General features: G+C 65.0%; 20 protein-coding genes. 4 read left to right on the top strand and 16 right to left on the bottom strand.

Translation table 11 applies throughout. The annotated features are described in order from the left end of the window. The first annotated feature begins 217 nt into the window (after positions 1–217). The gene (locus tag EHH60_RS37385) at positions 218–652 is read left to right on the top strand and encodes a hypothetical protein (RefSeq protein ID WP_199751275.1); all 435 of its coding nucleotides are present in this window, start codon (positions 218–220) and stop codon (positions 650–652) included. 123 nt (positions 653–775) lie between these two features. Here the strand turns inward: EHH60_RS37385 and EHH60_RS03795 are convergent, their stop codons facing one another. From EHH60_RS03795 to EHH60_RS03780, 4 genes are all read right to left on the bottom strand, one after another. Beyond that, complete coding sequence (locus EHH60_RS03795; RefSeq protein WP_124158119.1) at positions 776–3,055, bottom strand: ComEC/Rec2 family competence protein; 2,280 nt, start codon at positions 3,053–3,055, stop codon at positions 776–778. 96 nt (positions 3,056–3,151) lie between these two features. Further along, entirely contained in the window at positions 3,152–3,385 is a 234-nt protein-coding gene (locus EHH60_RS03790) for a DUF2171 domain-containing protein (RefSeq protein ID WP_024341296.1), read from the bottom strand. 188 nt (positions 3,386–3,573) lie between these two features. Beyond that, the gene (locus tag EHH60_RS03785; RefSeq protein WP_124158118.1) at positions 3,574–3,960 is read right to left on the bottom strand and encodes a YybH family protein; all 387 of its coding nucleotides are present in this window, start codon (positions 3,958–3,960) and stop codon (positions 3,574–3,576) included. Between the two features lie 7 nt (positions 3,961–3,967). Then, positions 3,968–5,644 carry a glutamine--tRNA ligase/YqeY domain fusion protein gene (locus EHH60_RS03780; protein WP_124158117.1) on the bottom strand — a complete coding sequence of 559 codons (1,677 nt, stop codon included), beginning with the start codon at positions 5,642–5,644 and terminating at the stop codon, positions 3,968–3,970. A gap of 155 nt (positions 5,645–5,799) precedes the next feature. Here EHH60_RS03780 and gltX point away from each other — a divergent pair, with 155 nt between their 5' ends. Together gltX and gltA are read left to right on the top strand one after the other, a co-directional pair. Next, a complete protein-coding gene (gene gltX / locus EHH60_RS03775; protein ID WP_124158116.1) occupies positions 5,800–7,224 on the top strand; it encodes a glutamate--tRNA ligase in 1,425 nt (474 codons plus the stop codon). Between the two features lie 144 nt (positions 7,225–7,368). After that, positions 7,369–8,673, top strand: coding sequence for a citrate synthase (gltA, locus tag EHH60_RS03770; RefSeq protein ID WP_124158115.1), 1,305 nt, complete (start codon positions 7,369–7,371; stop codon positions 8,671–8,673). Between the two features lie 63 nt (positions 8,674–8,736). Here the strand turns inward: gltA and lpxB are convergent, their stop codons facing one another. Genes lpxB through lpxA form a run of 3 tightly spaced genes read right to left on the bottom strand, consistent with a single transcriptional unit; the run spans position 8,737 to position 11,580 of the window. After that, positions 8,737–9,915: a lipid-A-disaccharide synthase gene (lpxB, locus tag EHH60_RS03765; protein ID WP_124158114.1), complete on the bottom strand. Its 1,179-nt coding sequence runs from the start codon at positions 9,913–9,915 to the stop codon at positions 8,737–8,739. Then, complete coding sequence (locus EHH60_RS03760) at positions 9,912–10,769, bottom strand: LpxI family protein (RefSeq protein ID WP_158626710.1); 858 nt, start codon at positions 10,767–10,769, stop codon at positions 9,912–9,914. Before EHH60_RS03760 ends, lpxB begins: the two co-directional genes overlap by 4 nt. A 19-nt stretch (positions 10,770–10,788) precedes the next feature. Next, positions 10,789–11,580, bottom strand: coding sequence for an acyl-ACP--UDP-N-acetylglucosamine O-acyltransferase (gene lpxA / locus EHH60_RS03755; protein WP_124158112.1), 792 nt, complete (start codon positions 11,578–11,580; stop codon positions 10,789–10,791). Between the two features lie 176 nt (positions 11,581–11,756). Between lpxA and EHH60_RS03750 the strand changes: the two genes are divergently transcribed. Beyond that, positions 11,757–12,080: a KTSC domain-containing protein gene (locus EHH60_RS03750; RefSeq protein ID WP_124158111.1), complete on the top strand. Its 324-nt coding sequence runs from the start codon at positions 11,757–11,759 to the stop codon at positions 12,078–12,080. Positions 12,081–12,105: 25 nt separating this feature from the next. Here the strand turns inward: EHH60_RS03750 and fabZ are convergent, their stop codons facing one another. The 9 genes from fabZ to pyrH all read right to left on the bottom strand — a co-directional run bounded on the left by fabZ (position 12,106) and on the right by pyrH (position 21,941). Beyond that, entirely contained in the window at positions 12,106–12,567 is a 462-nt protein-coding gene (fabZ, locus tag EHH60_RS03745; protein ID WP_024341283.1) for a 3-hydroxyacyl-ACP dehydratase FabZ, read from the bottom strand. Further along, positions 12,564–13,631 (bottom strand): UDP-3-O-(3-hydroxymyristoyl)glucosamine N-acyltransferase, encoded by a 1,068-nt coding sequence (lpxD, locus tag EHH60_RS03740; protein WP_124158110.1) that lies wholly within the window; start codon positions 13,629–13,631, stop codon positions 12,564–12,566. Before lpxD ends, fabZ begins: the two co-directional genes overlap by 4 nt. A 124-nt stretch (positions 13,632–13,755) precedes the next feature. After that, positions 13,756–16,296 carry an outer membrane protein assembly factor BamA gene (gene bamA / locus EHH60_RS03735; protein ID WP_124158109.1) on the bottom strand — a complete coding sequence of 847 codons (2,541 nt, stop codon included), beginning with the start codon at positions 16,294–16,296 and terminating at the stop codon, positions 13,756–13,758. A gap of 175 nt (positions 16,297–16,471) precedes the next feature. Next, positions 16,472–17,623, bottom strand: coding sequence for an RIP metalloprotease RseP (gene rseP, locus EHH60_RS03730; protein WP_124158108.1), 1,152 nt, complete (start codon positions 17,621–17,623; stop codon positions 16,472–16,474). A 44-nt stretch (positions 17,624–17,667) separates the two neighbouring features. Beyond that, entirely contained in the window at positions 17,668–18,891 is a 1,224-nt protein-coding gene (gene dxr / locus EHH60_RS03725) for a 1-deoxy-D-xylulose-5-phosphate reductoisomerase (protein ID WP_124158107.1), read from the bottom strand. Between the two features lie 4 nt (positions 18,892–18,895). After that, positions 18,896–19,738, bottom strand: coding sequence for a phosphatidate cytidylyltransferase (locus tag EHH60_RS03720; RefSeq protein ID WP_124158106.1), 843 nt, complete (start codon positions 19,736–19,738; stop codon positions 18,896–18,898). Continuing rightward, positions 19,735–20,493 (bottom strand): isoprenyl transferase, encoded by a 759-nt coding sequence (locus EHH60_RS03715; protein ID WP_124158105.1) that lies wholly within the window; start codon positions 20,491–20,493, stop codon positions 19,735–19,737. Before EHH60_RS03715 ends, EHH60_RS03720 begins: the two co-directional genes overlap by 4 nt. A 100-nt stretch (positions 20,494–20,593) precedes the next feature. Continuing rightward, on the bottom strand, positions 20,594–21,157 hold the full coding sequence (frr, locus tag EHH60_RS03710; protein WP_027575609.1) for a ribosome recycling factor: 564 nt from the start codon (positions 21,155–21,157) through the stop codon (positions 20,594–20,596). 67 nt (positions 21,158–21,224) lie between these two features. Next, entirely contained in the window at positions 21,225–21,941 is a 717-nt protein-coding gene (gene pyrH / locus EHH60_RS03705; RefSeq protein WP_124158104.1) for a UMP kinase, read from the bottom strand. Positions 21,942–21,980: the final 39 nt, after the last annotated feature.

Below are 21,980 nucleotides of genomic sequence, written 5' to 3'. Positions count from 1 at the left end.
TTGGTTGGCAGCCGCGGGGCGCTGACGCACGCGCCTTCCGAACACGCATGCATCGTCTTTGTTCCTATCGAATCCGGGAAAGATAATGTGATCGCGGCTTGCGGACGCAGCCGCAGATTTGCCTACAACAGAGCAGAGCGTTGCGTGCTTCCACCCTGATAGAGGCCTGCGCCTCCAAAGGAGGTGCGGGTCGCTATCTTCGCATGAGGAGCACCCGATGTGTGACTACAGCCTGCATGCCGTCGCGACACGCCCCGCCGAAGTCGGCGAGACGATCGTCACAACAACGTTCCGCGGCACCTCGACGCGCGGCTTCGCCTCCGAAGCCGATCTCTCGGTTGCGGTCTGCCTGCTGCCGGGAACGGAGCTCGCGTTCGCCGACAACGTCCGTTACGACAATCGCTGGATCTGGACGCGTACCGTCAATTCCCGCGTCGGCAAGTTCGGCAAGATCGATCCGCACATTCCCGATCGCCATCATGACGCGATCGAATTCCCCGACGGCAAATACGTGCTGGTGACACAGCTCGTCGAAGGCCAGCGCGCGACCGTGCTGCAACTGCCGGTGACCCAGCCGGTTGCCGAACGCGAGCACAAGCCGCAGATCGCTGCCGACACGCGGTCCACGATCACGCGCCTGCCGATCGGCTGACGTCGTCGCCCCCGGCCGATGGTCGTGGGCCAGGAATGAAATGCCATCGCCGGCCGAGGCCGGCGAGATGGTATGGTTTGCGTCCTGCGGATCCCGTCCGATCGACCTCCCCCGCATCGCTCCTCAATCGTCCGCCCGCAAGTCCGTCTCCGATGGCGTCGCGTCCCGGTTGCGGGGCACGGCCGTCTTCGGCGCAAGGCTGCCGTCGAAATCGCCCTCGCCGGCGCCGGCCGGCAGCCAGGGGCGGCTTGTGCCTCTCGCCCTCACTGCCTGAACCGAGAAGCCGTCACCGCTCTGCGTCAGAGCCAGCGCGCCCTGACTGGCGAGCCGCGGCCGATCGACAACCATCGCCGCACAATCAGGCGGCGCGGGCAGCGCCGTCACCACCAGCGCGGCGCGGCTGCAATCGTCGGCCAGTGCGTCGATGCGGAGCGCCAACGCGACCAGCCGACCGTCCGCGAGCGGCGTCACGCAGCCGGACTCGTCACACGACACACCGTTGGCCAGCGAGGCGTTGCCGGCATCGCGCGCATCGGCATCGGCAGCTAACCATTCCCTCAGCAGGAAGCCATCCTTGCTCGCACGGATCACATGCAGCTGCCCGTCCCTGCCCCGCGCGGCGACACTCGCGCCATCCCCGGCAATCAGGATATCGGGTTGCCGCACCGACAGCCCCCAGAGGATCGCTGCCAGCAGCACCAGGGCACCGGACCAGCGCAGGGGCGTGCGCAGCAGCCCCATCACGATGATCCCGAGGCTCGCCACGATCAGCGGCGCGATCCCGAACGCGGGAATGCGGCCGACCGCTCCCGGCAGTGCCGCTACCCAGCGCGAGACCGCGACCATCCAGTCGATGCCGATTCCCATCAGCCACCAGAACACGCCGTCGAGTCCGAACGGGGCTGCGAGCAACCCCAACAGCCCCGCCGGCATCACCAGCGCCGAGACCATCGGCATCGCGCCGAGATTGGCGAGCACGCCGTACGGCGTCACGCGGTGGAAGTGGAAGGCGGCATAGGGCGTGGTCGCAAGCCCCGCGATCAACGAGGCCAGGAACAGCATCGCGATCTCGCGGCCGCCCCACAACGCGATCCGCGCCGTTGTGGAATGATCGGGCGATGCGAGCAGGTTCGGCATGCCGATCTGCACCAGCGCCACCAGCCCGAGCGTTGCCGCAAAGGACATCTGAAAACTCGGATGAACCAGCGCCTCGGGCGCGACTGCGAGCACGATCAGCGCGGCCACCGCCAGCGTCCGGAACGTGATGGCGCGGCGGTCCACCATCACGGCGATCAATACCACCGCCGTCATGAAGAACGATCTTTGCGTCGCGACCTCCGCGCCGGACAGCAGCAGATAGAACGCAGCCGCAACAAGCGCCGCGGCTGCCGACCACTTCTTGATGGCGAAGCCGGCCGCCAGCCCCGGGATCAGCGCGAGGAGCGCGCGAACAGCGAAGAACACGACACCGGCGACGACCGCCATGTGATAGCCGGAGATCGACAGCACATGGCCGAGCCCGGAGACGAACATCGCGTCGTTGACGGGCGCGGTAATCGCGTCGCGCCGCCCCGTCAGCAGCGCGGTCGCGATCGCGCGATTGTCGCCTTCGAGCGTCGCACGGATGCGGGCATCGATCGCATCGCGCAGGCCCTGCATGAAAGCCGCGTAGCGCAGCCGCAAGCCGACGGCATCCGGCGGCGGCGCGGCCGTGATCGCGCCCATCACGAAGCCGGAGGCGCCAATGCCCTGGAAGAACATGTCCCGCGAGAAATCGTAGCTGCCGGGGCGCACCGGCGAGATCGGCGGCAGCAGCCGCGCCTTCAATTGCACGAAGCTGCCGACCTCCGGTGCCGAGCCCTTGCGCACCGAGAGGCGGACACGCTCGAGCTTGACGTCGCTGCGCTGCGCCTCCATCGCGCTGACGCGCAGCACGAAGCGATCGGTACGCTCACGGATGTCGCGCGCCTCCACGAACCCCGACAGCGACACCGAATAGAGCGGCTTGGCCAGCACGGCATGGGCGATGCGCGCCGTCTTCCAGGTCGCAACGGCAAAACCGGCCGCGACCGCCGCGATCATGATCATGGGAGCAAACAGCCGGCGCCGGCGCAGCAGGACCGCACCCAGCATGAGCGCGACAGCCGTTGCGACAACGACCCACAGCACCGGCTCGTGATCGGCGGCGAAATACAGCGCGATGCCCGTGCCGAAAGCGACGGGCACCCAAGGCAACAACCTCCCGGCGCCGGCCTCGGCGCGAGTCCATTCGCGCAGCGTTTCGACGATTGGCGGCCAGACACCAAAGCCCGCCGACGCAAAGCCGCCCGCCGGTTCGGCGCGGCCGACCGGCCACGTCCCCGCAACTCCCTGGGAGCGCACTGGCCGGCCCGGCTCCGCCATTCCCCTGCACCTTACGATACGCGACGGGAATGGAGGCTACCGGAACGCGCGACTGCGCGAATAGCGGCACAAATCAGGAACAGGCGGCGGAGCGCACTACTTTTCCTCTTCCATCGTCACCGCGACCGAGGCCTTGGCCGAGAGCCGGACCTTGTTGCCTTCGACGTCGGCAACGAGGCCTTTGTCGATGAAATGATGGTGCCCCTTGTGGCTGCCCTCGCCGCTGTCCTTCTTGGTCAGCTTGATGCGGTTGCCCTCGACACGGTCGACGGTGCCGACATGGACGCCGTCGGCGCCGATCACTTCCATATGCTCTGCGATGTTCTGCATGGCGGGATCCTTGTTTGGATCCCAGCCAACGCACCAGTCCCACGTTCGTTTCCGCCGCCCGATGACGATGCTGTGTGCGGCTAAAGCGCGATGCGATTAGGATGAATCGTCATCCGCTTTTGGTTGCTGTTCAAGCATGGTCTTTTCGGAAAACCGCTGCGCACTTTTCCGGATCATGCTCAGGCGCGTCAGATCAGCGGCGCCTGCGACGAAGCGTGATGATTGACGATCTTCCACTCGCCGTCCTCGCGGATGAGGACCCAGCTCATCTTGACGACGAGATCGGGGCGCTCCCCGGCGAGATCGAACGCGATGATCGCGGCCATGTTGATCAGATCGGGGCTGGCCTGCACAGCGTTCACCTCGGAGAAGGTCGCGCTGGGTTCGCGCCAGCGCGGCAACCCATTGAAATAGTCAGCGACGCCGCCCCTGCCCCGATAGAGTTTCGGATTGGAGCCGAAGAAGAACGCATCCTTCGCATAGAGCGACGACAGCGCGGCCGCGTCGAGCTTGGCAAAGCCGGCGCACCATTTCGCGATGACGGCGGAAACGATGGCGTCGGCTTCGGTGCTCATGTCTGCCTCAACCTTTCGCGACTTCCTTCGCGAACGTGTCGCGGAGGCCGATGGTGCGCGAGAACACCGGCTTGCCCAGGGTCGAATCCTTGTCGCGGACGAAGTAGCCCTGGCGCTCGAACTGCATCGGCTCGGTCGAATTGCTCTCCGCAACGGAAGCCTCGACCCGCGCCTCGGAGAGGATCTCCAGCGAATTCGGATTGAGATCGGCCGCAAAGTTCGAGGCATCCGGACTCGGATTGGCGAACAGCTGGTTGTAGATGCGGATCTCCGCCGGCTTCGAGGCCGCCGCCGGCAGCCAGTGCATGGTCGCCTTGACCTTGCGGCCGTCGGGCGCGTTGCCGCCCCTGGTCGCGGGATCGTAGGTGCAGCGCAGCTCCACCACCTCGCCCTTGTCGTTCTTGATCACGCCGGTGCACTTGACGAAATAGGCGTAGCGCAGCCGCACCTCGCTGCCCGGCGACAGGCGGAAGAACTTCTTCGGCGGGTTCTCCATGAAGTCGTCCTGCTCGATATAGAGCTCGCGGCCGAACGTGATCTTGCGCGTGCCGGCGCTAGCGTCGTCGGGATGGTTGATCGCCTCGAGCTCCTCGGTCTGCCCTTCCGGATAGTTCTCGATCACGACCTTGAGCGGCTTCAAGACCGCCATACGTCGCTGCGCCGTGCGGTTCAGCTCCTCGCGGATGCAGAATTCGAGCATGCCGACGTCAACCACGCTGTTGGCTTTCGCAACGCCGATGCGCTTGACGAATTCGCGCAACGCCGCCGGCGGCACGCCGCGGCGACGCATGCCCGCCATGGTCGGCATCCGCGGATCGTCCCAGCCCGCGACATGGCCGTCGCGGACGAGCTGGGTCAGCACGCGCTTGGACAGCAGCGTGTAGGTCAGGTTCAGCCGCGCGAATTCGTACTGGTGCGGTTTCGACGGCACCGGCAGCTTCTCGATGAACCAGTCATAGAGCGGCCGGTGGTCCTCGAACTCCAGCGTGCAGATCGAATGCGTGATGCCCTCGATCGCGTCCGACTGGCCATGCGCGTAATCGTAGCTCGGATAGATGCTCCACTTCGTGCCGGTGCGCGGATGATGCGCATGCAGGATGCGGTACAGCACGGGGTCACGCAGGTTGATGTTGCCCGCGGCCATGTCGATCTTGGCCCGCAGCACGCGCGCGCCGTTCGGGAATTCGCCGGCCTTCATGCGGCGGAACAGGTCGAGGTTCTCGTCCACGCTGCGGTCGCGGAACGGCGAGTTCTTGCCGGGCTCGGTCAGCGTGCCGCGCGAGAGGCGGATCTCCTCCTGGGTCTGGTCGTCGACATAGGCGAGCCCGTCGCGGATCAGCTGCTCCGCCCATTCATACAGGCGGTCGAAATAGTCCGAGGCGAAGAACAGGTTCTTGCCCCATTCGAAGCCGAGCCAGCGCACGTCGGCCTGGATGGAATCGATATATTCCTGCTCTTCCTTGACCGGGTTGGTATCGTCGAAGCGCAGATGGCAGCGGCCCGGAAACTCCTGGGCGATGCCGAAGTTGAGTGCGATCGACTTGGCGTGGCCGATATGCAAATAGCCGTTCGGCTCCGGCGGGAACCGGGTCACGATCTCCTTGTACTTGCCCTGATCGAGGTCGGCCTGAATGATGTCACGAATGAAATCGCGTCCAGCCTCAGCTGCCACCGGTTCTGTCATTACGAAAATCCTGCAGGGAAATCAGCGGTCCTTCTGCCAAATTCGCGCGGCCACGCCAAGAGCTTAAGCAAGGGCCGCCGGGTCCGCCGTCGGGCTTTAGTTATGCCCCGTTCCTGCTATACACCACCGCCTCAAATGCATAGGCCCTGCCAAGAATGCCCGATTCCGTCGTCACGCGCTTCGCTCCCTCGCCGACCGGCTTCCTCCATATCGGGGGTGCGCGCACGGCGCTGTTCAACTGGCTCTATGCGAAGAAGCACGGCGGCAAGATGCTGCTCCGGATCGAGGATACCGACCGGGAGCGTTCCACGGAGGCAGCCATCGCAGCCATCCTCGACGGCCTGAGATGGCTGGAGCTCGGCTGGGACGGCGAGGTCATCTACCAGTTCGCCCGCGCTGCGCGCCATCGCGAGGTGGCCGAGCAGCTGCTGGCCGACGGCAAGGCCTACCGCTGCTACGCCACGGCCGAGGAGCTCGCTGCCATGCGCGAGAAAGCGCGCGCGGAGGGGCGCACGCGCCTCTATGACGGCATGTGGCGCGACCGCGATCCCGCGACCGCTCCGAGCGACGTCAAGCCCACCATCCGCCTGCGCGCGCCGCAGACCGGCGAGACCGTGATCGAGGACCAGGTTCAGGGCCGCGTGGTCTGGCAGAACGAGAACCTCGACGATCTCGTCCTGCTGCGCGGCGACGGCAACCCGACCTATATGCTCGCCGTGGTGGTCGACGACCACGACATGGGCGTCACCCATGTGATCCGCGGCGACGACCATCTGATCAACGCCGCGCGCCAGAAGCAGATCTACGATGCGATGGGCTGGGCGCTGCCGAGCATGTCCCACATCCCGCTGATCCATGGCCCGGACGGCTCGAAACTGTCCAAGCGGCACGGCGCGCTGGGCGTCGATGCCTACCGCGCCATGGGTTACCTGCCGGCCGCGTTGCGCAACTACCTCGTCCGGCTCGGCTGGAGCCATGGCGACCAGGAGATCTTCTCGACCGAGGAGATGATCGCGGCGTTCGACCTTGCCAGCGTCGGCCGCGCCGCCGCCCGCTTCGACTTCGCCAAGCTGGAGAACCTCAACGGTCACTACATCCGCCACACCGACGATCAATCGCTCGTGAAGATGTTCGAGGACGTGCTCGATCACGTGCCCGGACGCAACGAGCTTAAGGCCAAGTTAAACGACACCACGCGCGCGCAGCTCCTCAAGGCCATGCCGGCCCTGAAGGAGCGCGCCAAGACGCTGATCGAGCTGATCGACGCCGCCCATTTCATCTTCGCCGACAGGCCACTGGAGCTCGATCCCAAGGCGCAGGCGCTGTTGACACAAGAGAACCGCAAGCTGATCGGCCAGCTTCATTCCGCGCTGGAGAAAGTCGAGACGTGGAGCGGCACCGCCACCGAAGCCGCGCTGCGCGCCTTCGCCGAGGAAAATAGTCTCAAGCTCGGCGCGGTTGCCCAGCCACTGAGGGCGGCGCTCACCGGACGGACGACGTCGCCTGGTATATTTGAGGTTTTGGACGTTCTGGGGCGCCAGGAAACCCTGGGCCGGCTTGACGACCAGTCTACGACGTAAGTCGACCAAGCGTGCGGCGATCTTGCAGCGCACATAGCAATAATATACCCATCTCCCCCGTACATTCTGGAACATCCGGCCTGCCCCATGATCTGCCTAGGGGCCTCCGGCTTCGGCCCGTTTCACCACACATCGGGGACTACGATGGACGCAAAACCAAGCAATAAGACCGCCACGCTGACGGTAGGAAACAAGAATTACGAGCTTCCGATCCTCAGCGGCAGCGTCGGGCCCGATGTCGTCGATATCGGCAAGCTCTACGGCCAGTCCGGCCTGTTCACCTACGATCCGGGCTTCACGTCGACCGCGAGCTGCCAGTCCAAGATCACCTATATCGACGGCGACGCGGGCGTGCTGGAATACCGCGGCTACCCGATCGAACAGCTCGCCGAGCATGGTGACTTCCTGGAGACCTGCTATCTCCTGCTCTACGGGAACCTGCCGACCGCCTCGCAGAAGAAGGATTTCGACCACCGCGTGACCCATCACACGATGGTGCACGAGCAGATGGCCCGCTTCTTCCAGGGCTTCCGCCGTGATGCCCATCCGATGGCGATCATGGTAGCGGCCGTCGGCGCGCTCGCCGCGTTCTATCACGACTCGACCGACATCAACGATCCGAAGCAGCGCATGATCGCGTCCATGCGCATGATCGCCAAGATCCCGACGCTGGCGGCGATGGCCTACAAGTACACCGTCGGCCAGCCCTTCATCTATCCGAAGAACTCGCTGGGCTTTGCCGAGAACTTCCTCAACATGTGCTTCGCGGTGCCCTGCGAGGATTACAAGGTGAGCCCCGTGCTCGCCGATGCGCTCGAGAAGATCTTCATCCTGCACGCCGACCACGAGCAGAATGCCTCGACCTCGACGGTGCGCATCGCCGGCTCTTCGGGCGCCAACCCGTTCGCCTGCATCGCGGCGGGCATCGCCTGCCTCTGGGGCCCCGCGCATGGCGGCGCCAACGAAGCCGCGCTCAACATGCTCTACGACATCGGCACGGTCGACAAGATCCCCGAGTTCATCGCCAAGGTGAAGGACAAGAACTCCGAAGTCCGCCTGATGGGCTTCGGTCACCGCGTCTACAAGAACTACGATCCGCGCGCCAAGATCATGCAGAAGATGTGTCACGCCGTGCTCAAGGAGACCGGCCATGGCGACGATCCGATGCTGAAGGTGGCGATGGAGCTCGAGAAGATCGCGCTCAGCGACCAGTACTTCATCGATCGCAAGCTCTACCCGAATGTCGACTTCTATTCGGGCATCACGCTGAAGGCGATGGGCTTCCCGGTCTCGATGTTCACCGTGCTGTTCGCGGTCGCCCGCACCGTCGGCTGGATCAGCCAGTGGAGCGAGATGATCGAGGATCCGCAGCAGAAGATCGGCCGTCCGCGCCAGCTCTACACCGGCGTGACCAAGCGCGATTACGTGCCGATCGGCGATCGCAAGTAAGTTCGGCCGTCCCGGCTTTCGAAACGGCGCCATCTCACGATGGCGCCGTTTTCGTTTGCGGGTTTACCGCCGGCCCTTGCGCATCGTCGCCAGCACGATGTCGGCGGCGAGCACGCTCGGCGATTTGTTGCCGGTCGACATGATCTGATCGAGCCGGGCGAATGCCGCGACCTGCTCTCGGCGGAGGGGCGAATCCGTCAGTAATTCGGCGAGCGCCGGTGCCAGCTTCTCCGGCGTGCACTCCTCCTGCAAGAACTCCGGAATGACATCCTTGCCGATCACGAGATTGGCGAGGATCACTGAGGAGACGCGGATGGCGCGGCGCAGGATGAAGGCCTCGATGGCACCGACGCGATACGCCGTCACCATCGGAATGCCCGACAGTGCGAGCTCGAGCGTCACCGTGCCGGATTTGGCCAGCGCGGCGTGCGCGATACGGAAGGCGGAACGCTTCTCGTTCTCGCCGATCACGATTTGAGGTTCGACCGGCCAATGCGCGATGCCCTCGCGGATGGTGGCTTCGAGATGCGGCATGGTCGGCAGCATCAGTTCGAACGCACAGCCCTCACCCCTTAAGCGGCCGAGCGTTGCGCCGAACACGTCGAGATGATGCCTGACCTCGCTGCGGCGGCTGCCGGGCAGCACCAGCAGCACCGGCGGCTCACTGTCGCGGCGCGTCTGCTCCTCCGCACTCGGCCGCAGCGAGCCCAATTGCTCGATCAGGGGATGGCCGACATAGCTGCAGGGCGGCCCGCCGAGCTTGCGGTATTCCTCGGGCTCGAACGGCAGCAGGCCGAGCACGTGGTCGACATAGCCGAGCATGGTCCGCGCCCGTCCTGGCCGCCATGCCCAGAGCTGCGGCGAGACGTAGTCGACGATCGGGATCGCGGGATTGCGCGCGCGCACGCGGCGGGCGACGCGATGGGTGAAGTCGGGGCTGTCGATGATGACGAGGGCGTCGGGCGCGGCCTCGGCCACCGCGTCAGCGGTGTCGCGGATCAGCCGCAGGATCTTCGGCAGTTGCTGCACCACCGCGGCAAAGCCGACGATCGACAACTCCTCGATCGGAAACAGCGATTCGAGCCCCTCGCGCGCCATGGTGCGGCCTCCGACGCCCAGGAACTGTACACCGTCGCCGAGGCGCTGGCGCAGCACCTTCATCAAGGCGCTGCCGAGCCGGTCGCCGGATTCTTCCGTGGCGATCAGGAAGATCTTGCGCATGGGATCGCGCCCCTGCATCACGCGGGCAGGCCGATGATGAAGAGATATTTTGCGTCGGCAAGCGCGATCATCGCTTGCGGCTCCGCGGCGATGGTGTTGCCGGCGATGACGGCGATGCCCGCAAGGCCGGCGGCCGCGACGCCCTCGATCGTGCGCGGGCCGATCGTCGGCAGGTCGAAGCGGAGATCCTGGCCGCTCTTCGGCGCCTTCACCAGCACGCCGCGACCTGTGGCGGCGCGGATACGGCCCTCCTCACGCAGCCGCGCGACGCGGGCGAGCAGCGCGTCGGTGCCCTCGATGTCCTCGACCGCCACGACATGGCCGTCGATCACCACCGCGGCCTGGCCGATGTCGAACGGACCGAGCGCGGTCAGCACCGCGCGCCCGCGCTCGATGTCGGCCTTGCTGGTGTCGCTGGGCCAGGCGCGACTGATGCAGCCCTCGGGCATCAGCAGATCCGGTGCGACGTCCTTGATGCCGACCATGCGAAAGCCGTCCTGCTCGAGCATGCGGCCGACACCGGACAACAGATGATCGTCGCCGCCGCGAAAGGCGCGGATGACATTGCCGAGCAGGCGGAGCGTCTTGACGTCGAAACGGATCTCCGACAGCGAGGGCCGCACCAGGGTGCCGATGAAGATCAGGTCGCGGCAGCCCTCCTCGCGAAACAGCCGCATCGCGCGGCCGAGCTGGCCGACCGAGATCCAGCGATGGCGGAATTTCTCCACCCGCACGGGATCGCAGGCCCCGCGCAGCGGAAACAGCACCGGCGTGATGCCGTGCGCGGCGAGCGACTCGGCGACTGCGAACGGCATGGCGCCGCCGCCGGCGACGATGCCGACCGGTGACGAAACCTGCGAAGCCGCCGATGTCATGCCCGCGGCCATCCCGGACTCACTTCGCGATGGCGGGAAGACAGAGCGGGCGCTTGCCCTTGCCGATGAAATCGAGGATTTCGGCGATCGCGGGATCTTCGCCTGCCAGCGGCCGCGCCGCCTCCAGACGCTCGGCGAACGTGCCGGGACCGTGGAAGAGCTTCTGGTAGAACGCGCGCACGGTCGCGAGCCGTTGCTTGGTGAACTTGCGACGCTTCATGCCGATCAGGTTGAGGCTCTCCAGCACTGCGTACTGGCCGTTGACGAGCCCATACGGGATAACGTCGTCGCGCACACCGCAGACACCTCCGACCATGACATAGGAGCCGATGCGGGTGAACTGGTGCACCGCAGACAGGCCGCCGATGTAGACAGCGTCGCCGATCTCGCAATGCCCGCCGAGTGTTGCTGACGTCGCGAAGATCACGTTGTCGCCGACCATGCAGTCATGGCCGACATGGCTGTTGTTCATGAAGTAGCCGCCGCTGCCGACGCGCGTCAGTCCGCCGCCCTTGATGGTGCCGACATTCATCGTCGCACCTTCCCGGATGGTGCAGCCCGAGCCAACCTCAAGCCGGGTCGGCTCACCCTTATAGCTGAGATCCTGGGGCGCACCGCCGAGCACCGCGAACGGCGAAATTACGCAGCCGTCCCCGATCGAGGTATGGCCGATGATTGTGGCCTGTCCGATCAACTTGCAATTCGCGCCGATCACGACATTCGGGCCGATGATGCAATAGGGCCCGATCTCGGTGCCCTCGCCGATCACGGCGCCGTCCGCGATCCGCGCGGTGGGATCAATCTTGCTCATCAAGCCAATCTTACTCGTCAAGAAGGTCTGGTTATGTGTTGAAGTCGCTTGGTTTTCCGGTGGTTAGCGCGACTATGCCCGATCTGTCCAGTGACGTATCATCTCGGCGTATTTCAAGTGCCGGATGAAGCGGTCCTGCCGGCCCATCAACACGTTCATACGGAGCTTCAGCTATCGTGGTCAGGGCCCTGGTCCTTTTGCTTGCGCAGCTCGCCGGTACACCGATCGTGTCCGAGACGGTCGAGACCGGTGAACGCCAGCTCATCAATCTCGGCACGTTCGAGTGCCGCGACATCACCAGGAGCACGGTGCTTCAGCGGGTCTGTTACGATCGCGCGCGGCAGGATCTCGTCGTCGCAGCTGACGGAGCCTATGACCACTATTGCGGCGTGACGGCTGACACGGTCGAACGCCTCCTGGGCGCGCCGTCCATGGGCCAGTTCTTCAACCGAAATATCAGGCGCGAGACGGCCGGCAGCCGTTACGATTGTCCCGCGTGAGGCCCCTGCGGCAACGCTTGTCCGCTCAGTCCGTCAGCATGGCGCCGACGTCAGCCTCCGCGACGACCTGCCCGTTGACCTTGGCGTCGCCGTGAAACCACCACATGGCCTTGCGGCGCCCGAGCGAGCGCATGTGATATTCGATGGTGTCGCCGGGCAGCACCGGCTTGCGGAACTTGCACTTGTCGATGGTGAGGAAATAGACCGCCCGCGGCTTCTCGGTGCCTTCGACCGACTTGATGCCGATCACGCCCGCGGTTTGCGCCATCGCCTCGATCATCATGACGCCGGGATAGACCGGGCGCTCGGGGAAATGCCCCTGGAAGGCCGGTTCGTTAAAGGTGACGTTCTTGATGCCGATGCCGCTGTAATCGGCCCGGATGTTGATAACGCGATCGATGAGCAGCATCGGAAAACGGTGCGGCAGGGTCTGGAGGATGGCGTTGATATCCACCAGCTCGAACTTAACAGGTGATTCCGCCGTCATTCCCGTCCCTCGTCCTTCGGCTCGGCCTTGCTGTCGCGTACCAGGCGCTCCACCGCGATGATCTCCTTGAACCATTGTTTGGTCGGCTTGGCGAAGTGTCCGCCCCAGCGGCCACCCGGCGGAATGTCGTCCTTGACCGCGCTCATGGCGGTGACCTGAGCCCCGTCGCCGATCTTGAGGTGATTGTTGATGCCAACCTTTGCTCCGAGCGCCACGTTATCGCCGATGGTCAGGCTGCCGGCGAGGCCGATCTGGGCCGCCAGCAGGCAGTGCCGACCGATCGTCACATTGTGGCCGATCTGGACCTGATTGTCGATTTTAGTCCCCTCGCCGATCACGGTGTCCCGCAGGGACCCGCGGTCGATCGTGGTGTTGGCGCCGACCTCGACGTCGTTCTGGATCAGCACCCGTCCGGTCTGCGGCACCTTCAGATGGCCCTCGGGGCCGAAGAAGATGAAGCCGTAGCCGTCCTGGCCGATCGAGCAGCCAGGATGGATCAGCACGTTGTTGCCGATCAGGGCGCACTGGATCGCCGTGCGGGCGCCGACATTGCAGTCCCGACCGATCTTGACGCCGGGGCCGATCACCGCTCCGACGCCGATCACGGTGCCGCTGCCGATCTCGACGTCCGGGCCGATCACGGCCAGGGGATCGACGATCACGCCGTCCTCGAGCCGGGCCGAGGGATCGATGATCGCCGAGGGCGCGATACCGTCATTGCCGACCCAGGATTGCGGCCGCAGCGCGTCCCCATGCCATTCCCGCGCGATCCTGACGAAGGCGCGGAACGGCTGCGCCACCCGCAGCACGGCCACATGGGCGGGTACTTCGGCCTCGAAGCGCGGACTGACCAGACAGGCGCCCGCCTTGGTCGCCCTGAGCTGGTCGGCGTATTTGAGGTTGTCGAAGAATGCCAGATGCATCGGGCCGGCTTCGTCGAGCGAAGCCAGGCCCGTGATGACATGGCCGCCCCTGTCGGGGTCGACCAGTTGCGCCTTGGTCAACGTGGCAATATCGGCCAACGCTGTGGCAGGCGGCTTTGTGAAGAAGATCGGCTGCGCCATTCCACCCCGTCGCGGTCCGGCTTCGGCATGAAGCGGTCGGGCCGCATCATGCCTCATGTCTTGGATTGGCGCGATCCCTTCGGAAACCGGCTCCAGTGATCCGGATCGTGCCGTGCTGATCGAACTAGAACGTGGTGCCGCCGCCGAACCGGAACTCCTGCGTGCGGTCGTACTTGCCCTTGGTGAGCGGCACGGCGTAGTCGAAGCGCAGCGGGCCGAACGGCGACTGCCAGATCAGGCCGACACCGACCGACGTGCGGACCACCTTGCTGTCGTCAAACACGAGACCGGTACAGGTACCCGCACTCGACGGATTGATGGTCGACGGGATACAGCCGGGCGCATTGACTTCGTTGGTCGCGGTCCAGCTCGTCGGTCCCTTGTAATCGTAGAGGCCGCCGGCATCGGCATAGACCGCACCCTTCAGGCCGACTTCCTTGGGCAGGAACCAGAACGGCATCTGCAATTCGAGCGAAGCGCCCCAGTACTTGGTGCCGCCCAGTGCGTCCTGCGTACCGAACGGATTCAGGTCGCGCGGGCCGATGCCGTTCGGGGCAAAGCCACGGACGAGGTTCGGGCCCATCTGGAAGTGGTCGAGCATGCGCAGGTCGCTGCCGATCTTGTTCAGCATGCCGCCCTGCAGGCGCACGAGACCGACGATGTCGGACACCAGCGGAGTGTAATACTTCGCATCGACCACCGACTTCAGATAGGAGACGTCGCCGCCGACGCCCGCGAAATCCTGCCGGAAGTCGACCAGCAGACCGTCGGTGGGGTTCTTGTTGTTGTCCAGCGTGTTGTAGGTGAGCGTGTAGCCGAGCGCCGAGGTCAGGGTCTTGCCGTTGGCGAGCTCCTTGCGCACCGGCAGCGAGGCTTCGCCGTCGTTGTAACAGCCTAGGCCGTTGGTCGACGCAAGGCTGATGCCGTTGGCATTGGCAAATGCCGGGCTCGGATTGAACAACGGATTCGCACTGCCATCGGGCAGGAACTGCACGTTGTTACAGTTCGCCAGGTAGCTCGGCAGCGTGATTTCCTGCTGGTAGATCGAATAGCGCAGCTGGAGCGCCAGATCTTCACGCAGAGAGAAGCCGAGGCGCGGCGAGAAGCCGAGCGTCTTGGTGCCGTAGGAGATGTAGCTGTTGGCCAGCTGCTGGCGCTGATAGAGGTCGAGGCCGAGCGCGACGCGGTAGTCGAGCAGATACGGCTCGACGAACGACAGCGAGTAGCCGCGGGCGTACTGACCATAGGTCACCGACGCCTTGGCGAACAGGCCGCGGCCGAGCAGATTGCGCTCGGAGACCGACACTTCGGCCAGCGCGCCGTCGGTGGTCGAGTAACCGCCCGAGATCGAGAAGTCGCCGGTCGATTTCTCTTCCATGTCGACGTTCAGGATGACGCGATCGCTCGACGAGCCCGGCTCGGTCGTGATCTTGACGCTCTTGAAATAGTCGAGGTTCTTCAGACGCCGCTCGGCACGATCGACCAGCGCGCGGTTGTAGGCATCTCCTTCCGAGATGTCGAACTCGCGGCGGATCACGTAATCACGCGTGCGGGTGTTGCCGCGCAGGTTGATGCGCTCGATATAGGTGCGCGGGCCCTCGTCGATGTTGAAAACGACGGACACCGTGTGCGCTTCGAAATTGCGGTCGCCGCCGGGCCGGACCACGGCGAAGGCATAGCCGCGGCGCGAGGCCTCGATCTGCATCTCCTCGACCGACTTCTCGACCGATTCGACGTTGTAGAGCGAGCCGACATTGACGCGCGAATAGGCGCGCATTGAGGACGGATCGAAGTTCGGAATGCTCGAGCGGAAGTCGACCGCGCCGACGCGGTACTGCGCGCCTTCCTCGATCTTGAAGGTGACGTTGAAGCCCTTCTTCTCCGGGTCGTATTCGGTGAGCGCGGCCACGACCTGGACGTCGGCGAAGCCGTTCTTGAGGTAGAAGCGGCGGATCAGGTCGCGGTCAGCTTCGACGCGGTCGGGATCATAGATGTCGCCGCTGGCGAGGAAGCTCAGCAGGTTCGATTCGCGCGTCTTGATGACGTCCCTGAGGCGGTAGGACGAGAACGCGTTGTTGCCGACGAACTCGATGGACTTGACGCCGGTCTTGGCGCCCTCCTCGATTGTGAAGATCAGGTCGACGCGATTGTTCGGCTGCTCGATGACCTCGGGCGTGACGCGCACGTCGTAGCGGCCGGACCGGCGATAGATTTCGGCGATTCGCAGCGTGTCGGACTGCACCATGGCGCGGGAGAAGGTGCCGCGCGCCTTGGACTGGACTTCGGCGGAGAGCTGCTCGTCCTTGATCTTCTTGTTGCCCTCGAAGGCGAGGCGCCCGATCACCGGATTTTCCACCACGGAGACGATGATCTGGCCGCCGGCGCCGCGGTTGATCCTGACGTCCTGAAACAGGCCGGTCTCGATCAGCGCCTTGAGGCCGTCGTCGATGGCGGCCTGATCCAGGCGGCCGCCCGGACCCGGCTTGAAATAGGAGCGGATCGTCTCGACCTCGACCCGGCGATTTCCCTCGACGGAAATCGACTGGACGGTCTGAGCGAATGCAGACGAAGACACGAAAACAGCCCCAACCGGGGCAATCACCGGCGCGCCGAACATGATCAGGGTTGCGAGCAAGCCCCCCCGGAGTCGCAGTCCAAACTTCATCGCGCAACGCGCCCTTATCATTCCCTGCCAGACCCAACCCCAACGCCGGTCTGGAGATTCCCCAAGTTCAGGCCGCTTGTAGCCAATTTCACCGACGGCGCAAACGGCCGAAAGCGCCGTGATTTCAATTTCATTCGGGACGTTGCTGAACAGCAACGCCACAAAAATGCCTCTATCAGGAGGCGGCCATCCGCAGGATGTCGTTGTAGGTCGCAAACACCATCAACATCAGCACCAAGCCCAACCCGATTCGGAACCCCATCTCCTGGGTTCGCTCGGACAAGGGCCGGCCACGGACCACCTCGGCCGCATAGAACATCAGGTGGCCACCATCGAGCAGCGGGATCGGGAACAGGTTCAGCAGGCCGATCGAGACCGACAGCACCGCGCAGAGATTGATGACGAACTGGAACCCGGCGCTGGCCGCCTGCCCCGACATCTTGGCGATGCCGAGGACGCCGCTGACCTCGTTCGGATTGCCCTGTCCGACGAACAGCGAGCCCAGGAACTTGAATGTGCTGGTGATGATGAACCAGACCTGCTCCACCCCGATCTTGAGCGCTTCCCCGACGCCGACCGGCGCGGTCGAGGCCTCACCGGCCTGCGACTTGTGCTCGATACCGAGCACCCCGAGACGATGGCTGTTCCCGAACGGATCCTTGCGCTCGAGCAGCGCCGGCGTCGCGTTCAGCGAGACGACGGCACCGTCGCGCTTCACCTGGAACACAAGCGTCGAACCCGCGTTCATCGCAACGATTCGCTGCATGTCGGCAAAGCTCTCGATCGGCTTGCCGTCGATCTGGATGACGACGTCCCCAACCTTGAAGCCGGCCGCGGCCGCCGCACCATCGGCAACCACACCGTCGACACGCGCGATTGTGCTCGGCTTGCCGTAGTAGAGGGCCATGCCGGCGAAGATCAGCGCGCCCAGGATGAAATTGGCGATCGGTCCGGCCGCGACGATGGCCGCGCGCGGGCCGACCTTCTTGTGGTGGAAACTGCCGGCGCGCTCCTCGGCCGTCATCGCCGCGAGCGTCTGGGCCGACGGTGTCGAGGCCTCGCTCTCGTCGCCGAAGAATTTGACGTAGCCACCGAGGGGGATCGCCGAGATCTTCCAGCGGGTGCCATGGCGGTCATTGAAGCCAACCAGCTCAGGTCCGAAACCGAGTGAGAAGGTCAGCACGCGAACACCCGCCCAGCGCGCGACCAGGAAATGGCCAAGCTCGTGGAAGAACACGACGATGGTCAGGACGAACAGGAAGGGAACCGCGTAGCCGAGGAGCCCATGGCTCAACGTATTGAAACTATGGACGAAAAAGTCGATCATCTATTTCCCTCATCCAGCGCCGCAAGGCCCTGGCACCGAACCAACTAGGATGCCTTTAAGGCAATTTGAGGCAATAGGGCGGCAGCCCTATTTCGCGCAACATGGTCAACGGAAATTGCATCGTCGGCGGATGTCAGGGGCGCCTGGTTCCCGCCCTTGATCCAGTCGTCGAGGGTCGCCTCGACCAGCCGGGCAATCGCGCCGAACCGGATCTTGCCCGCGATGAAGGCGGCGACCGCGACCTCGTTGGCGGCGTTGTAGACCGTGGTCGCCCCTTTCCCCGTCCGGAGCGAATCGTAAGCCAACCGAAGCCCGGGGAAGCGCTCGAAGTCCGGCGCTTCGAAAGTCAGCTGGCCGATCTTGGCGAGGTCCAGCTTGGCCGCCGGCCCCTTGATGCGATCGGGCCAGCCGAGGCAATGCGCGATCGGCGTCCGCATGTCGGGCGCACCGAGCTGGGCCACGACGGAGCAGTCGGAGAACTCGACCATGCCGTGGATGATCGACTGCGGATGAACGAGCACGTCGATCTCGTCGGGCGCGAGCGCGAACAGATAGGACGCCTCGATCACTTCGAGCCCCTTGTTCATCATCGAGGCGGAATCGATCGTGATCTTCTGGCCCATGCTCCAGTTCGGATGCTTCAGCGCCTGCTCGAGCGTGGCCTGCTCGATGTCGGCGGGCTTCCAGGTCCGGAATGGACCTCCCGAGGCCGTGATGATGACGCGGACGAGTTCGTCGCGATTGCCTGAGCTCAGCGCCTGGAACAGCGCATTGTGCTCCGAATCGGCCGGCAGGATGCAGGCGCCCGCCTTTGCCGCGCGCTGCATGAAGAAATCGCCGGCGCAGACCAGACACTCCTTGTTGGCGAGCGCGACATGGGCACCGCGATCGACCGCCGCCAGCGCCGGCTTCAGACCGGCCGCGCCGCTTACGGCCGCCATGACCCAGTCGGCCGGACGCGCGCCGGCCTCGATCACCGCGCTTTCGCCGGCGCCGCATTCGGTGCCGGTGCCCGCAAGAGCGGCCTTGAGCTCGGCGAGCTTGGAGGTGTCGGCGATCGCGACATAGCGCGCGGAGAACTCCCTGGCGAGCTTGGCCAGCGCCGCGACATTGCCGTTTGCCGTCAGAGCCTCGACGCGGTAGCGCTCGGGCGAGGCGCGCAGCAGATCCATCGTGCTGTCGCCGATCGAGCCGGTGGCGCCGAGAACCGTGACGCTGCGGACGTCGGACGCCGCAAGCCTGTTGTTACGCAATGGGACCGCGCTCATATCCTCACCAAACCATAAGACCGCTTCCGGCGCTATGCACACCGTGGCGGAGAAAGCCGATAATCCATGCCGCCAGGATGGCGGCGACGAAACCGTCCAGGCGGTCCATAAGCCCACCATGGCCGGGAATTAAGTGACTGGAATCCTTGACACCGAAGCGCCGCTTCACTGCGGATTCGAAGAGATCGCCGAGTTGCGATACCACCGACAGGACGGCGCTGACGAGCAGCAGTGGAACCGCCTTTCCGATCCCACAGGCGGCAAAGCCGGCCGCAACCGCAAGACTCGCCGCAAAGCCGCCGAGCGCTCCGGACCAGGTCTTTTTCGGGCTCACGCGGGGCCACAACTTCGGCCCGCCGATGCTGCGGCCGGCAAAATAGCCACCGATGTCGGTCGCCCACACCACGAGCAGCACGAATATCAGCGCAGCGAAACCGTTGACGAGATCCTGCCGCACCAGGATCGAGGCCAGCAGCGCCGCCGATGCATAGGCAAACCCGGTCGCCGCCCAGATGAACTTCTTCCGCGCAATCAGCGTCACGATCGCGCCGCCGATGAAGCCGCTGATGACTGCGGTCTTCAGGGCGCCGAAGGTCACGCAGAACCCCATGATGGCGATGACGATCGTCCCCGCCCCTGTCAGCGCGACAGAGCTCGCGCCCACGACCATCAGCCATTCGGCGAACAGTCCGATCGAGACCAGGGTGACGAGAAGTGCCCAGAGCCAGCCGCCGGCGTAGGCGAGCGCAATGGCGAGCGGCGCCAGCACCAGCGCTGCGAGGACTCGCAGCACGAGGTTGCTCTGGGCAGGCTGAGAGCCCGCCGGTGCGGCGTTGGGCTCGCTCACGAGGCGGTTTTCGCGACCAGGCCGCCGAAACGGCGCTCGCGCCTGGCAAATTCGGCAATCGCGCTTTCCAGCGCCGCCTTGTCGAAGTCGGGCCAGTGGATCGGCACGAACACCAGCTCGCTATAGGCGGCCTGCCACATCAGGAAGTTGGACAGGCGCTGCTCGCCGCTGGTGCGGATGATGAGATCGGGATCTGGAATGTCGGGCGCATCGAGATGCGCCCCGAGCGTCTCGGCGTCGATCGTGGCGGGATCCCGCTTGCCCTCCGCGACCTCGCGGGCCAGCTTCTGCGCCGCCTTCGCGATCTCCTGCCGCGACCCGTAGTTGAACGCGACGACGAGCGTCAGGCGCGTGTTGTCGCGTGTGAGCTCCTCGGCCTCGTTGAGAAGCGTGCAGATATCGCTATCGAGCCCCTCGCGCTCGCCGATGATGCGAACCTTGACGCCGTCGCGATGCAGGCTCGCCAGATCGTTGCGGATGAAGCGCCGCAGCAGGCCGAACAGATCGCCGATCTCGCTCGCCGGGCGCGACCAGTTCTCCGAAGAGAACGAGAAGATGGTGAGATAGCGAATGCCCAGCTCGTGCGAGGCGCGTACCACGCGGCGCAGCGCGTCCACGCCGCGGCGATGCCCTTCCGCACGCGGCAAGCCGCGCGCGGCCGCCCAACGCCCGTTGCCATCCATGATGATGGCGACATGCGCAGGCGCCTCGGACCGGTCGGGTCCTTCCGTTGCTGGCGCGGCGGCGTTGGACATTATGGCGGCCTCAAAGCATGATCCGGAAAAGTGCGAAGCGGTTTTCCGAAAAGATCATGCGCAAACAATAACCTAAAGCGCGATGACCATTCATCGTGCTTTAGACGGTGAGGATTTCTTTTTCCTTGGCGGCCAGCAACTGGTCGATCTCGGCGATGGTACCGTCGGTCGCCTTCTGCACCTCGTCGGCATGACGCTTCTGATCGTCCTCCGACATCTCGTGATTCTTCTCGAGCTTCTTGAGCACGTCGAGGCCGTCACGACGGACATGGCGCGCGGCGACCTTGGCGGCTTCGGCGTATTTGTGCGCGACCTTCACCAGCTCCTTGCGCCGCTCCTCATTGAGCTCGGGGATGCGCAGGCGCAGCACCTGGCCCTCGGTCGCGGGCGACAGACCGAGATTGGAATCGACGATCGCCTTCTCCACCGCCTTGACCATCGACTTGTCCCAGACCTGCACCGAGATCAGCCGCGGCTCCGGGACGCTGACGGTGGCGAGCTGGTTCAGCGGCATGTGGCTGCCATAGGCCTCGACCTGAACCGGATCGAGCATCGAGGCGGAGGCGCGGCCGGTGCGCAGGCCGCCGAGTTCGTGCTTGAGGGACTGGACGGCGCCCTGCATGCGGCGCTTCACTTCGTTGAGGTCGAAATTACCCGTGGCCATCACGTTTCTCCTTCAAAATCCCGGCGACCGCTCCGCGCCCTTCCCTCGGGGCGCGCAAGACGAGCCGTCAGCCGGCGACGATGGTTCCGTGGCCGACGCCACGCAGAATCGCGCCGATCGACCCCGGCTCCGCGATCGAGAATACGATGATAGGCAGCGATGTCTCGCGGGCAAGCGCGAAGGCGGTCGCATCCATCACCTTGTAGCCGCCCTCGATCGCCTGCGAATGCGTCAGGCGGTCGAACCGGGTGGCGGTCGGATCCGTCTTCGGGTCGGCCGAGTAGACGCCGTCGACATTGGTCGCCTTCAGGACCGCCTGCGCCCCGATCTCGGCGGCTCGCAGCACCGCGGTCGTGTCGGTGGTGAAGAACGGATTGCCCGTCCCGCCGCCAAGCAGCACGATCCGGCCCTCGGCCAGGTATTTGTGTGCCGCTGTGCGGGTAAACAGCTCGGAAATCTCCGGCATGACGAAGGCCGACAGCGTCCGCGCCGGAGTGCCCTTGCGCTCGATCGCCGCTTCCAGCGCGAGGCAGTTCATCATGGTGGCGAGCATGCCCATGGTGTCGCCGGTCGTGCGCGACACCCCGCGGGAGGAGACCTCGACGCCGCGGACCATGTTGCCGCCGCCGATCACGACCGCGACCTCGGTGCCGAGATGGCGGGCCGCGATCAGGTCGTCCACAACCCGGTCGACGGTCGGCTGATCGACGCCAAAGCCTTGCTGTCCCGCGAGATATTCGCCGGACAGCTTGATCACGACGCGACGATAGACCGGATCAGTCATGAGCACTTTCCTTGTCCGGGCGCCGCTTCCGGCGGCACG

Source organism: Bradyrhizobium sp. RP6, assembly GCF_003837805.1.
Taxonomy (GTDB): domain Bacteria; phylum Pseudomonadota; class Alphaproteobacteria; order Rhizobiales; family Xanthobacteraceae; genus Bradyrhizobium.
The sequence above is the reverse complement of the archived record's forward strand: the minus strand, read 5'-3'. Positions and strand labels throughout refer to the sequence as shown.